The following is a 12,565-nucleotide window of genomic DNA, read 5'->3' on the forward strand; positions in this document are numbered from 1 at the left end:
GGGCCCGGCGCGGCGGGACGGCGCCGGGCCCTTCCGCATGTACGGGGCCTCCATGCACAGGGGGGCGTGTTCCGGGACCTTTGGGAGCTGTCCGCGGACTCCCGACCGGCCCGCGAATCCCCCGGGCTTCGCCTGGAGTTACCACCGGGCACGCCTCCCCGTAGGCCTTCGCGCACGGGTGGGGCCCGGCGAAGCCGGGGAGCGTGCCTCGACGCCGCTCTGTCGGGCTCGTCCGCGTGGTTCGGACGGGCACGACCTCCCCGGACTCCGGCCGGGCGGTGTCCCCACCGCGTGTCCCCGCCCGCCCTTCGGGCACCGGCGATGCCCCCCGCCACCGGACGTCGCAGGCCCTGCCCGGGGCGGACAGCGCTGCTTCGCGGACGCGCCCGGGCGGAGGTCAGTCGTGCCAGGCGCCCAGCTCGTCGAGCAGCCGCTGCAGCGGCTCGAAGACGCCCGGTGAGGCCGCCAGGGCCAGGTCGCCGGACGGAGGCTCCCCCGGGCGGGCGCCGGTCAGCGCGCCCGCCTCGCGGGCGATGAGATCGCCCGCGGCGAGGTCCCAGGCGTTGAGGCCGCGCTCGTAGTAACCGTCGAGACGGCCCGTCGCGACGTCACAGAGGTCGACGGCGGCCGAGCCACCGCGCCGGATGTCGCGCAGGCGGGGGATCAGCTGCCGTGCGACTTCCGCCTGGTGACTGCGCACCGACTGGACGTAGTTGAACCCGGTCGAGACGAGAGCCTGGTCCAGCGGCGGTGCGGGCCGGCAGCTCAGCCGCCGGTCGCCGCAGAAGGCGCCGCCGCCGAGCACCGCGTGGTACGTCTCGCCCCGCATCGGCACCTCGACCACCCCGACGACGGTCTCGCCGTCGCGCTCGGCGGCGATCGACACCGCCCATGTGGGCAGGCCGTAGAGATAGTTCACCGTGCCGTCGAGCGGATCGATCACCCAGCGGACACCGCTCGTCCCCTGCGCCGATGCGCCCTCCTCGCCGAGGAATCCGTCGTCCGGCCGGGCCCCGGACAGAAAGCCGGTGATCAGCTTCTCCGCGGCGATGTCCATCTCGGTGACGACGTCGATCGGGCTGGACTTGGTCGCGGCGACGGCCAGATCCTCCGGCCTGCCGTCACGCAGCAGTGCTCCGGCCCTGCGCCCGGCCTCGAGGGCCAGGGACAGCAGTTCACCCAGCACGGGGTCGGTCACGAAGATCTCCCTCATACGTACTCATACGTGCTTTCGCGTACGGGCTGTCGACGTCATGCGTACGGACTGTCGGCACCGGCCGCGGCCGGCCGCTCCGACCTCGCCGGGCAGCACCCGATCGGGCACAGGTCGTGCGACGCCCCGAGCGCCCCCAGCACACACCTCTCCACCACATTGCCCCGCTCGGTCGCCGCCCGCTCGAGCACCAGGTCCCGGATCGCCGCCGCGAACCGCGGATCGGCACCCACCGTCGCCGCGCGCCGCACCGGCAGGCCCAGCTCGGCCGCCTTGGCCGTGGCCTCCGTGTCGAGGTCGTACAGGACCTCCATGTGGTCCGAGACGAACCCGATGGGCACCATCACGACCGCGGATGCCCCGCTCCCGTCCAGGTCCTCGAGGTGGTCGCAGATGTCCGGCTCCAGCCAGGGGGTGTGCGGCGCGCCGCTGCGCGACTGGTAGACCAGCTGCCAGGGGTACTCGGTCCCCGTCTCCTCGCGCACCGCGTCGACGATGACGCGGGCCACGTCGAGGTGCTGCTTCACATACGCCCCACCCTCGCCGTGTTCCCAGGCCGGTCCCGACGCGTCGGCCGAGGCGTCGGGGATGGAGTGGGTCGTGAAGGCGAGATGCGCTCCGGCCCGCACGTCCTCGGGAAGGTCCGCGAGCGCGGCGAGCACGCCGTCCACCATGGGAGAGATGAACCCCGGGTGGTTGAAGTAGTGCCTCAGCTTGTCGACCCGAGGCAGCGGCAGACCTTCCGCCTCGAGCGCGGCGAGGGCGTCCGCCAGATTCTCCCGGTACTGCCGGCAGCCCGAGTACGAGGCGTAGGCACTGGTAGCGAGCACCGCGACCCGCCTGCGCCCGTCGAGCACCATCTCCCGCAGCGTGTCGGTCAGATACGGCGCCCAGTTCCGGTTGCCCCAGTAGACCGGCAGGTCCAGACCCGCACTCGCGAAGTCCTTGCGGAGCGCGTCGAGCAGCGCCCGGTTCTGTTCGTTGATCGGGCTGACGCCGCCGAACAGGAAGTAGTGCCGACCCACCTCCTTCAGCCGCTCCCTGGGGATGCCGCGGCCACGGGTCACGTTCTCCAGGAACGGAACCACGTCGTCCGGGCCCTCGGGGCCGCCGAAGGAGAGCAGCAGCAAGGCGTCGTAGGGAGCGGGGTCGCGTGGAGCGGGATGCAGCTGTTCGGCCATGGTGCGATCCTCCCACCCTCCCTTGCCCTCGGGCGGGCAGGCCCCTTACCGCGGACTGGAGTAAGGGTTACCTAACCCGTAAGCTGTACCAGCCTTCCACACGCCTTACGGGTCGCTCGCTCGCGCGCCCGCACGTCCACGTCCGACGGAGCGCCCCTTGCCCAGTCCCTACCGCACGATATTCGCCGCCCCCGGCACCGTCGCGTTCTCCGCCGCCGGCTTCCTCGGCCGGATGCCGCTGGCGATGATGGGCGTGGGCATCGTGACGATGGTCTCCCAGCTGACGGGGCGGTACAGCCTCGCCGGCTGGCTCTCCGCGACGCTCGCCCTCTCGGCCGCCGTACTGGGCCCCCAGGTCTCCCGGCTGGTCGACCGGCACGGGCAGCGGAGGGTGATGCGCCCCGCCCTGCTGGTCTCGGCGGCGGCCGTGGCGGGCCTGCTCCTCTGTGCCCGGCAGGGCGCCCCGAACTGGACGCTCTTCGCCTTCACCGCCGGCGCCGGCTGCATCCCCGCCGTCGGCGCGATGACCCGCGCCCGCTGGGCGTTCATCCACGGCGACTCGCCGCGTCAGCTGCACACGGCGTACGCCTTCGAGTCGATCATGGATGAGGTGTGCTTCATCGTCGGCCCGATCGTCTCCATCGGTCTGTCGACGATCTGGTTCCCCGAGGCCGGGCCGCTGCTGGCCACCGCGTTCCTCGTCGTCGGTGTCCTGTGGCTGGTGGCCCAGCGCGGCACCGAGCCCGTACCGCATCCCCGTGGAGACCACTCCGGCGGTTCCGCGCTGCGCTCCCCCGGTCTGCAGGTCCTGGTCGCCACGTTCGTCGCGACGGGCGCGATCTTCGGATCGGTCGACGTGGTGACGGTGGCCTTCGCCGAGGAGCAGGGCAACAAGGCGGCGGCGAGCCTGGTCCTCGCGGTGTACGCGCTCGGGTCCTGTCTCGCCGGGGCGGTGTTCGGGCTGCTTCATCTGAAGGGCGAGCCGTCCCGCAGATGGGTGCTGGGTGTATGCGCGATGGCCGTGAGTATGATCCCCCTCCAACTGGCCGGGAATCTGACGATCCTGGCCGTGGCGCTCTTCGTCGCCGGCCTGGCCATCGCCCCGACGATGGTGACCACGATGGCCCTCGTCGAAGCGCACGTACCGCGCACCAAGCTGACCGAAGGCATGACCTGGACGGGTACCGGGCTCGCGGTCGGTGTGGCACTCGGCTTGGCGGCCTCTGGATGGGTGGTCGACACGTACGGGGCCGGTGCGGCGTACGCGGTGCCCGCGGTGGCGGGAGCGGTCGCGGCCGTGGTGGCGTTCCTGGGGTACCGCCGGCTGCGCACGCCGGCGCCGACGCGGGAGGGGCAGGATGACGAGCACATCCAGGACCAGGACGGGGAACGCGTGGCATAACTGGGCGGGCACGGTGGCCTACCGCCCGGTGCGGGAGGTGTCGCCGGCCACGGCCGACGAGCTGGCCGCTGCCGTACGCCGGGCCGCCGAGGACGGCCTGCGGGTGAAGACGGTCGGCACCGGCCACTCGTTCACCGCGATCGCCGCGACCGACGGCGTACTGATCCGGCCCGATCTGCTCACCGGCATACGCGAGATCGACCGTACGGCGATGACGGTGACCGTCGACGCGGGGACACCGCTGAAGCGCCTCAACGAGGCGCTCGCCCGCGAGGATCTCTCGCTCGCGAACATGGGCGACATCATGGAGCAGACCGTCGCGGGCGCGACGAGTACCGGCACGCACGGCACCGGCCGTGACTCGGCTTCGATCGCCGCCCAGATCAGGGGCCTTGAGCTGGTCACGGCGGACGGTTCGCTGCTGCGCTGTTCCGAGAAGGAGAATCCGGAGGTCTTCGCCGCGGCCCGGATCGGCCTCGGCGCACTGGGCGTGGTCAGCGCGATCACGTTCGCGGTGGAGCCGCTGTTCCTGCTCACGGCCCGTGAGGAGCCCATGACGTTCGACCGCGTCACGGCCGAGTTCGACGAGCTGCACGCGGAGAACGAGCACTTCGAGTTCTACTGGTTCCCTCACACCGGCAGCTGCAACACCAAGCGCAACAACCGCAGCGCCGGTCCCGCCGCCCCGCCCGGAGCGGTCAGCAGCTGGATCGAGGACGAGCTGCTGTCCAACGGCCTGTTCCAGGTGGTCAATTCGCTCGGCCGGGCGGTGCCCGCGACGATCCCCGCGATCGCGAAGGTCTCCAGTCGCGCCCTGTCCGCCCGCACGTACACGGACATTCCCTACAAGGTCTTCACAAGTCCCCGCCGCGTGCGCTTCGTCGAGATGGAATACGCGCTGCCGAGGGAGGCGGCGGTCGAGGCACTGCGCGAGCTGAAGGCCATGATCGAGCGTTCGCCGCTGCGGATCAGCTTCCCGGTGGAGGTGCGGACCGCCCCGGCGGACGACATCACGCTCTCGACCGCCTCCGGCCGCGAGAGCGCCTACATCGCCGTGCACATGTACAAGGGCACGCCGTACCGCACGTACTTCACCGCGGTCGAGCGGATCATGACCGCACACGGCGGCCGCCCCCACTGGGGCAAGATCCACACCCGCGACGCGGAGTACTTCGACGACGTCTACCCGCGGTTCGGCGAATTCACCGCGCTCCGGGACCGGCTGGATCCCGAGCGGGTGTTCGGCAACGACTATCTGCGGCGGGTACTGGGCGACTAGGAAGCGCCCGCGTCCGTTTCCGCAGAGGAGGACGGCGGCGGCGGGCCGCTGGGCGCAGGGGGCTGTGGGGACTCGCCGGCCGGGGTGGAGGCGTCAGGGGCGGGTACGGACCCGCTCGCGCCGTCGCCCCGGCTCCCGTCCCCGTCCGGGCCCCCGCCCCGAGGGCTCGGGTCGGGACTCTGCCCGTCACGGGAGCCGTTGCCCGGACCGGCGTTCCCGTCACCGCCCCGGCCGCCCTCGTCCGGATTCCCCTTCTGCCGCGGAGCGTCCGAGGTGCCGTCGGGGGTGCCGTCGGGGGAGGTGCCGCCCGGCGCGGAGTCCTCGCCGCTGCCACCACCGCCACCTCGTACGACCGAGCCGACCGTCGTGCCCGTGCCACCACCCAGATCCTTGCCCGAAGCGATCTCGTACGTCGTGACGCCGAGCATCGCCACGGCGAAGACGGCAGCGGCGGCCGCAACGGAGCGCTTCCAGCCGCGGATACGGGTGCCATGAGTCGTGGACGTGCCGAACTCCCCTTCGGGGCACACCTCGTTCGGTGGACGATGCGCGGACTGCCGGGTCCTGGGCCGGGCATGAACCGTGGCATCGCGGATCTGTTCGCCCGTTCGCCGGAACAGGTGCTGGAAGACCGGGCCTCCACAGGTGGCGACGATGCTCACCACACCCGCGCCGACAACGGTGCCGTAGACCCCGAGCCGGGACGCGAGGACCGCCGCCGCGACGGCCGCGAGCGCGCTCCCCGCGACCTGGGGGACGCTCAGATCCGGCCGCCGTTCCTGCTGTTGTGCCTCCTGCTGCGCTGCCGCCCGCCCCTTGCCGTGCCGCTTCTGATACATCTCCGGCCTCTGCTCACCCATCTGTCCCACCATGCACCAAGAAGGGACATATAGGCGAAGCGAATGGTTCCGGTTCTGGGGATTCTGTGAAGCTTGACACCCTCGGTTTCCGGGTACGGCGACTCAACTCCCACCCCCGGCGACAAGTTCGGCGGCGCGCCGGTCCACCCGCATGGCCCGAATGGAGTACTGTGGCGAGCCCTGGGTCAGGTCTCCCTCATGGGCGTCCGGGCTTACGGGAGGGGGCCGACAGCGGCACTCGAACCGGCGGCGCCGCGGCACCGCACGGGCGCCTGCTGCACAGAGTGACGAGATCCGTCACGCTGCGTTGCAGACAGGTAACCGTGCCATAACGGCGATCCAGGGCCCATGCCCGACACGCCGGGCAACTCGGCAAGGTTGTGGCAGGCTGCACCCGGGCAGGCCACACTCGACTAGCGGAAGCAGCGACGCACGTGACGTCGGCAGGCACCACCCGGGAGGTCCCCATGCCCGAACTGCGTGTCGTGGCCGTCTCCAACGACGGCACACGACTGGTGCTGAAGGCTGCGGACAGCACGGAGTACACGCTTCCGATTGACGAGCGGCTGCGCGCTGCCGTGCGCAACGACCGCGCGCGCCTCGGCCAGATCGAGATCGAGGTGGAGAGTCATCTCCGCCCTCGCGACATCCAGGCGCGCATACGGGCCGGTGCCTCCGCCGAGGAGGTCGCTCAGCTCGCCGGAATCCCGGTCGACCGGGTACGGCGCTTCGAAGGACCCGTGCTCGCGGAGCGCGCGTTCATGGCGGAGCGTGCGCGAAAGACTCCCGTACGCCGTCCCGGCGAGAACACCGGCCCGCAGCTCGGCGAGGCGGTGCAGGAGCGGCTCCTGCTGCGCGGTGCCGAGAAGGACTCCGTGCAGTGGGACTCCTGGCGCCGCGACGACGGCACCTGGGAGGTGCTGCTCGTCTACCGGGTAGCGGGCGAGCCCCATTCGGCGAGCTGGACGTACGACCCGCCGCGGCGGCTCGTGCAGGCCGTCGACGACGAGGCGCGTGCGCTGATCGGTGAGACCGACGACGCCATGATCGCGCAGGAGCCGAGCTTCCCGTTCGTGCCCCGTATCGCCCGGCTGCCGCGGGACAGGCCGCTCGACCGGTCGCTCGACCGCGCACTCGAGCGACCCGCCCCCGTCCCGCCCTCGGCCGAGGCCGAGGAGGACGAGCGCGATTCGCTGACCAGCCTTCTGGAAGCGGTTCCGAGTTTTCGCGGCGACATGGTCGTCCCCGAGCGCCCCGCACCGATCGATCCGCCCGCGACGGACCCGGCGCAGGAGCCCGAGGCCGAAGAGCCGCCGGCCCCTGCCGCGTCGGCGGGCGCGGGCTCGGCCTACGCGGACGTTCTCATGCCCCGCTCGGTGACTGGACACCGCGACCGTCTCACCGGCACGACCGACCGCCAGGCGGAGGCCGACGGCGTCCGCCCGGGCCGCCGCGCGGCCGTCCCCAGTTGGGACGAGATCGTGTTCGGGACCCGGAGGAAGAAGCAGGAGTAGCGGCGCAGCGGCTCTGCCCAGCGCCGCGGAAGGGCTCGTACGGATTCCGTACGAGCCCTTCGCCGTGCACCCGGGACCGCACCGGGCCCAGGGTGCGGCCTCCCCGGAGGCGATTCGTGTTGCGGCGCCACGGACGATGTCCGGAGCTCTGCCCTGCGCCGCTGACGCACCAGCGCGACCGAATCCGGACGCCTGGCGTTTCCGGCTCCCGGCGCTCGCACCGAAGCAGACGCCGCCACGACGGGGTCACCGCCTGGAGTCCGGGAGCAGCACACCCGTACACCGCCCGCCGAACAGAAACCCGACCGGCGGCCACCCGGGCCTCTTAGCCCGGGCAGACACCACCGGGTCGGTGTCCCAGGGGCCACACAGCCGTACACCGCCCGCCGAACAGCGGCACAGGGCCACCGATCGCCCCGGCCGTCCGGACCCGCGGTCGGCCCAGGCCACTGGCCCGTGCTCCGCGGCGGACACCCTCAGCACGGCGTCCCCGGGGCAGCACAGCTGGCACACCCACCCTCCGAACAGGGCCGCCGACCGCAGAGCGGCCCGGCGTCAGGCCGTGGGGACAGGACCCGGCCATGGGAATCGCCCGCCGGGCCTGCCCCGCCGGACCTGCGAGGAGGCCTCGGCGCGCGGCGGCGCCCGGCGCGGGCTACCGCGGGTCCGGTCCCGTGGCCACCGGCCGGGTCCCGTCGGCGGACCACTCCGACCAGGAGCCCGCGTACAGCGCCGCGGGAATGCCCGCGATCTCCAGGGCCAGGACCTCGTGGGCGGCGGAGACGCCCGAGCCGCAGTAGACGCCGACCTCAGCGGCGTCCAGGGCGCCAAGCTTCTTGAAGCGTTCGGACAGTTCCTCCGCGGAGCGGAACGTGCTGGTGTCCGCGTCGACGTTCTCCGTCGTCGGGGCCGAGACCGCGCCCGGGACATGGCCGGCCACCGGGTCGATCGGTTCGACGTCGCCGCGGTAGCGCTCCGCGGCACGGGCGTCCAGCAGCAGCCCCGCGCGGGCCAGAGCGGCCGCGCCGTCCGCGTCGAGCAGCGGCAGGGCGCCCGGCACCGGCGTGAAGTCGCCCGGCTCCGGCGCGGGAACCTCCGTCGTCAGCGGACCCTCCCAGCCCGCGAGGCCCCCGTCCAGCACCCGCACGTTCCGGTGCCCCGTCCACCGGAGAAGCCACCACGCCCGTGCCGCCGCCCAGCCCTGGCCGCCGTCGTACACCACGACGGGAGTGGAGCCAGAGACTCCCGCGCGGCGCATCACCGCGCCGAAGGCCGTCACGTCGGGCAGCGGATGCCGGCCCCCGGCGCCGGGGGGGCCCGCCAGCTCGGTGTCGAGGTCGACGTACACGGCTCCGGGCAGATGCCCGGACCCGTACGCGGGGCGTCCCGGCGGCCCGCCCAGCTGCCAGCGGACGTCGAGGAGGACGGGCGGCCGCGCACCGGCCGACTCGCTCATGAGTTCTGTTGCGGTGATGATGGGGGTCATAGAAGCCATCCTCGCGCAGGGCACGGCGTGCCTTGACGGCATCGGAGGGGATGGGCAATGCCAAAACGGGCATCCTCCAGGGAGATCCCCGGGAACGCGGCGCGGTCGGGACACGCCGCGCGCCGGGTGGTGCAAGCATCTGCACGGGGCGGCGCGCGACCGCTGCCCACCACAGCCCGTTGCGGGTTCCCCACCGTACGGTCACGACGGTCCGAGGAGAGAGCGACGATGACGACCGAGGCGACTCGGCGCAGACCGGGCACGCCCTGCTGGGTGAGCCTGATGGTGCACGGACTTTCCGCGACACAGGAGTTCTACGGCGCGCTGTTCGGCTGGGACTTCGTCCCCGGTCCGCAGCAGCTCGGCCCGTACGTCCGCGCATTGATCGACGGTAAGGAGGTGGCGGGCATCGGACAGCTCCCGCCCGACCGTCATCTGCCGATCGCCTGGACGCCGTACATCGCGACGGACGACGCCGACGACACCGCCGAGCAGATCAGAAGCTGCGGCGGCACGGTCGGCGTCGGGCCGCTGGACGCGGCGGACGCCGGCAGGCTGGCGATCGCCGCGGATCCCGAGGGCGCGGTGTTCGGCATCTGGCAGGCCGCGGCCCACTCCGGCACCGCCCTGTTCGGCACCCACGGCACACCGGTCTGGTACGAGCTGGTGACGCGGGAGACGTCGTCGGTCAGCAAGTTCTACCAGTCGGTCTTCGGCTACGGCTCCGAGCCCGTGGTGTCCGCCGATTTCGACTACACGACCCTGCATCTGGAGGGCCGCGCGGTGGCTTCCCTGCACGGCGTCGGCCATGCCCTGCCCCGCGACAGGGGCTCGCACTGGATGACGTACTTCGAGGTCGAGGACACCGATGCGACTGCGGCCGAGGTGGTGGACCTCGGCGGGCATGTGCTGCACGCACCCCAGGAAGGCACGTACGGGCGGCTCGCGACGGTCGCGGACCCGGAGGGTGCGGTCTTCACGATCGTGCGGTCGGCCCAGCGCTGAGACCCGCGGCCGGCACTACGCAGAGGGCTCCGGCCACCCTCCTGCCCCGCGCGGCCCCCGACCCTTCCGCCCGGTCAGGCGGACGGGACCGGGAGGACGTCCGGCGAGAGCGCGGCGGCGCGGGCAGAGGCGGCCGTCATCCGGCGCCGGTGGTGACGCCGGCACAGCACTTCGTAACCGATCTCGTCCGCCGACTGGTTCACGTCACCGACCACCACCTGGGCGCCCTCGACGACCATCTCCCCATGAACCGTGCGGGCGTTGTGGGTGGCGCGGGCGCCGCACCAGCACAGCGCCTCGACCTGCAGCACCTCCACCCGGTCGGCCAGTTCCACCAGCCGCTGCGAACCGGGAAAGAGCTTGGAGCGGAAGTCGGTGGTGATCCCGAAGGCGAACACGTCGAGCTCCAGGTCGTCAACGACACGGGCGAGCTGGTCGATCTGCTCGGGTGCGAGGAACTGGGCCTCGTCGGCGATGACGTAGTCGCAACGGCCCCCCTTGGAGAGCTGGTCGACCAGGTACGCGTAGAAGTCGAAGCCTTCGGCGGCCTCGACCGCGTCCGTCACCAGGCCGAGGCGCGAGGAGAGCTTGCCCTCCCCCGCCCTGTCGTCACGGGTGAAGATCATGCCCTGGAGCCCGCGGGTGGACCTGTTGTGCTCGATCTGAAGAGCGAGGGTGCTCTTTCCGCAGTCCATCGTTCCGGAGAAGAACACCAGCTCGGGCATGAGGAAGTGACGACCTTTCAGGTTTCGGTCGGGTACCGGGTGGACCGTGGGGGACTGGGGCGGCGAGGGTACGTCGGGCTACGAACGTACTTCGACGAGCGGGACGAGCTGTTCGGCGGGGGTCATGGAACCATGCATGCCGACCATCGCGGACTCGTTCGGCTCGTTCACGGATGCGGTGATCACGACATCGGCATGGGCCGCGGCGACCACATCGCCGATGCGCAGGTGGACGCGCTCGTCGACCTTCGGGCCGAACCAGCCCGCCTCGATCGCCTCGTCACGGCTCGCCACCCAGAAGCGGTCGCCCAGTACCTCCCGCCAGACGGCGAGTACGTCGGCCTCGGCGCCCGGCACCGCGTACACATGGCGGGCCCGGCCCTCGCCGCCCAGCAGGGCGACACCGGCACGCAGCTCCCAGTCCTCGTCGAAGTCGATGCGCGACTCCTCGTCGAAGGGGATGTCGATCATGCCGTGGTCGGCCGTGACGTAGAGCGCCGTACGCGGCGGGAGCTGCTCGGCGAGACGCTGGACGAGGCGGTCGACGTACATCAACTGGCCGCGCCAGGCATCGGAGTCGACGCCGAAGCGGTGACCCTTGCCGTCGAGCTCGCTGTAGTACGTGTAGACGAGGGACCGGTCGGCCGAGGCGAGCTGCTCCGCGGCGAAGTCCATCCGCTCCTCGCCGGTCAGCCGGCCGTGAAACGTGCCACCACTCAGCGCGATCTTGGTGAGCGGGGTTTCACGGAACGTCGGGGACGAGACCTGGGCGGTGTGCACCCCTGCCTCGTCGGCCAGCTGGAAGACCGTCGGATAGGGCTGCCAGACACGCGGCGACGTCCAGGGCTTCCAGCGCAGCTGGTTCATCAGCTCGCCGGTCCCGGGGTTGCGGGCGGTGTAGCCGGGAAGGCCGTGCCTGCCCGGCGCCAGACCGGTACCGAAGGAGGCGAGCGAGGTGGCCGTGGTGGCGGGGAAGCCGACGGTGATCGGTTCGCCCGTGCCGCCGCAGGACGTGGCGAGGAGCGAGGTCAGAAACGGGGCCTCGTCGGGGTGGGCCCTGAGCTGCTGCCAGCCGAGCCCGTCGATGAGGAAGACACAGTTCCGGTCGGCGGGCTTCAGCTCCGCGATGACGGGCCGCAGTCCGGGCACACCCTGGCCCGAGGCGATCGTCGGCAGCAGATCGGCCAGGGATGCGGATCCGTACGCCGGTACGGCCGCGGTGTCGAGTGCGAGCGGGAGGGGTTCGTCGGGCCAGAGGGAGGCGGGCCGGGACATCAGCGGGTGACCGTCGTGGCGGCCGTGGCCTCGGACAGCGACTGAGCGAAGGCGAGCGTCTGCCGGACCGTCTCCGGGCCGTCACCCGCCTCGCTGACGCGCAGGCTGAGGTCGTCGGCGGTGGAGCTCCCCGTGTAGCCGTGGTCGGCGTCGCAGTTGGGGTCGCCGCAGGCCGCGGGCTCCAGGTCGATCCGTGAGACGGCGCCCCAGCCGATGGTGAGGACGACCTCGCGCGGGAGGGTGCCCGGCTTGTACGACTCGGGGTTGGCGACGACGCGGCTGACGACGACCGAGGAGATGCGGTCGAGCTTGACCGACTCGGTGGAGGTCGTGGCGTACGGCGTCGGGGAGCTGTTGTCGGCGGCCTGCTCGTCCGTGTGGCTGACGATGAAGCGCGTGCCGGTGAGGACCAGGACGGTGACATGGCGGCGGACCTCGTTCGCGTCGAACGTCGTCTCCTGGTGCACCAGGTACGACGCGATCTGCTCACCACCGACAGCGGCCTCCACCGCTTCGGCCACGAGAGCCGGGTAGTAGCCACTGCGCTCGATCGCCGCGCGCAGCCCCTGGGTCGTCGTACCGGTCTTCGCCATGGGCTCCATCCTACGGGGCCGCGGGACCGGGG

General features: G+C 72.0%; 11 protein-coding genes. 4 read left to right on the top strand and 7 right to left on the bottom strand.

Annotated elements, in window-relative coordinates; all coding sequences use genetic code 11:
• Positions 1-397: 397 nt before the first annotated feature.
• Together ACFU5O_RS33790 and ACFU5O_RS33795 are read right to left on the bottom strand one after the other, a co-directional pair.
• The gene (locus ACFU5O_RS33790; RefSeq protein ID WP_384246241.1) at positions 398-1,198 is read right to left on the bottom strand and encodes an inositol monophosphatase family protein; all 801 of its coding nucleotides are present in this window, start codon (positions 1,196-1,198) and stop codon (positions 398-400) included.
• 53 nt (positions 1,199-1,251) lie between these two features.
• Positions 1,252-2,394, bottom strand: coding sequence for a ferrochelatase (locus ACFU5O_RS33795; RefSeq protein ID WP_384246242.1), 1,143 nt, complete (start codon positions 2,392-2,394; stop codon positions 1,252-1,254).
• 157 nt (positions 2,395-2,551) lie between these two features.
• On the opposite strand from ACFU5O_RS33795, the gene ACFU5O_RS33800 reads away from it, so the two are divergent.
• Together ACFU5O_RS33800 and ACFU5O_RS33805 are read left to right on the top strand one after the other, a co-directional pair.
• Positions 2,552-3,796, top strand: a complete 1,245-nt coding sequence (locus ACFU5O_RS33800; protein ID WP_384246244.1) for an MFS transporter — start codon at positions 2,552-2,554, stop codon at positions 3,794-3,796.
• Entirely contained in the window at positions 3,753-5,075 is a 1,323-nt protein-coding gene (locus ACFU5O_RS33805; protein WP_384246245.1) for a D-arabinono-1,4-lactone oxidase, read from the top strand. The genes ACFU5O_RS33800 and ACFU5O_RS33805 overlap by 44 nt, the downstream gene beginning before the upstream one ends.
• On the opposite strand, the gene ACFU5O_RS33810 is transcribed toward ACFU5O_RS33805, so the two are convergent.
• A complete protein-coding gene (locus ACFU5O_RS33810; protein ID WP_384246247.1) occupies positions 5,072-5,935 on the bottom strand; it encodes a hypothetical protein in 864 nt (287 codons plus the stop codon). The genes ACFU5O_RS33805 and ACFU5O_RS33810 overlap by 4 nt on opposite strands.
• Before the next feature lie 467 nt (positions 5,936-6,402).
• Here ACFU5O_RS33810 and sepH point away from each other — a divergent pair, with 467 nt between their 5' ends.
• On the top strand, positions 6,403-7,449 hold the full coding sequence (gene sepH / locus ACFU5O_RS33815; RefSeq protein ID WP_384246248.1) for a septation protein SepH: 1,047 nt from the start codon (positions 6,403-6,405) through the stop codon (positions 7,447-7,449).
• Between the two features lie 655 nt (positions 7,450-8,104).
• Here the strand turns inward: sepH and ACFU5O_RS33820 are convergent.
• The gene (locus ACFU5O_RS33820) at positions 8,105-8,935 is read right to left on the bottom strand and encodes a sulfurtransferase (RefSeq protein ID WP_384246250.1); all 831 of its coding nucleotides are present in this window, start codon (positions 8,933-8,935) and stop codon (positions 8,105-8,107) included.
• 228 nt (positions 8,936-9,163) lie between these two features.
• Here ACFU5O_RS33820 and ACFU5O_RS33825 point away from each other — a divergent pair, with 228 nt between their 5' ends.
• Positions 9,164-9,940 carry a VOC family protein gene (locus ACFU5O_RS33825; protein ID WP_384246251.1) on the top strand — a complete coding sequence of 259 codons (777 nt, stop codon included), beginning with the start codon at positions 9,164-9,166 and terminating at the stop codon, positions 9,938-9,940.
• A 74-nt stretch (positions 9,941-10,014) separates the two neighbouring features.
• On the opposite strand, the gene ACFU5O_RS33830 is transcribed toward ACFU5O_RS33825, so the two are convergent.
• The 3 genes from ACFU5O_RS33830 to ACFU5O_RS33840 all read right to left on the bottom strand — a co-directional run bounded on the left by ACFU5O_RS33830 (position 10,015) and on the right by ACFU5O_RS33840 (position 12,533).
• Positions 10,015-10,665: a thymidine kinase gene (locus ACFU5O_RS33830; protein WP_384246252.1), complete on the bottom strand. Its 651-nt coding sequence runs from the start codon at positions 10,663-10,665 to the stop codon at positions 10,015-10,017.
• A 78-nt stretch (positions 10,666-10,743) separates the two neighbouring features.
• Positions 10,744-11,940: an alkaline phosphatase family protein gene (locus tag ACFU5O_RS33835; RefSeq protein ID WP_384246254.1), complete on the bottom strand. Its 1,197-nt coding sequence runs from the start codon at positions 11,938-11,940 to the stop codon at positions 10,744-10,746.
• Positions 11,940-12,533, bottom strand: coding sequence for a DUF5998 family protein (locus ACFU5O_RS33840; RefSeq protein WP_384246255.1), 594 nt, complete (start codon positions 12,531-12,533; stop codon positions 11,940-11,942). The genes ACFU5O_RS33835 and ACFU5O_RS33840 overlap by 1 nt, the downstream gene beginning before the upstream one ends.
• Between the last annotated feature and the right edge of the window lie 32 nt (positions 12,534-12,565).

It is taken from the genome of Streptomyces sp. NPDC057445 (assembly GCF_042802855.1).
Taxonomy (GTDB): Bacteria; Actinomycetota; Actinomycetes; order Streptomycetales; family Streptomycetaceae; genus Streptomyces.

What these genes read in the sequence shown, in the direction of transcription:
- ACFU5O_RS33795 (WP_384246242.1), bottom strand. Translation starts at nt 2,394, where the DNA reads ATGGCCGAACAGCTGCATCCCGCTCCACGCGACCCCGCTCCCTACGAC.
- ACFU5O_RS33805 (WP_384246245.1), top strand. Translation starts at nt 3,753, where the DNA reads ATGACGAGCACATCCAGGACCAGGACGGGGAACGCGTGGCATAACTGG.
- ACFU5O_RS33810 (WP_384246247.1), bottom strand. Translation starts at nt 5,935, where the DNA reads ATGGGTGAGCAGAGGCCGGAGATGTATCAGAAGCGGCACGGCAAGGGG.
- sepH (WP_384246248.1), top strand. Translation starts at nt 6,403, where the DNA reads ATGCCCGAACTGCGTGTCGTGGCCGTCTCCAACGACGGCACACGACTG.
- ACFU5O_RS33820 (WP_384246250.1), bottom strand. Translation starts at nt 8,935, where the DNA reads ATGACCCCCATCATCACCGCAACAGAACTCATGAGCGAGTCGGCCGGT.
- ACFU5O_RS33825 (WP_384246251.1), top strand. Translation starts at nt 9,164, where the DNA reads ATGACGACCGAGGCGACTCGGCGCAGACCGGGCACGCCCTGCTGGGTG.
- ACFU5O_RS33830 (WP_384246252.1), bottom strand. Translation starts at nt 10,665, where the DNA reads ATGCCCGAGCTGGTGTTCTTCTCCGGAACGATGGACTGCGGAAAGAGC.
- ACFU5O_RS33835 (WP_384246254.1), bottom strand. Translation starts at nt 11,940, where the DNA reads ATGTCCCGGCCCGCCTCCCTCTGGCCCGACGAACCCCTCCCGCTCGCA.
- ACFU5O_RS33840 (WP_384246255.1), bottom strand. Translation starts at nt 12,533, where the DNA reads ATGGCGAAGACCGGTACGACGACCCAGGGGCTGCGCGCGGCGATCGAG.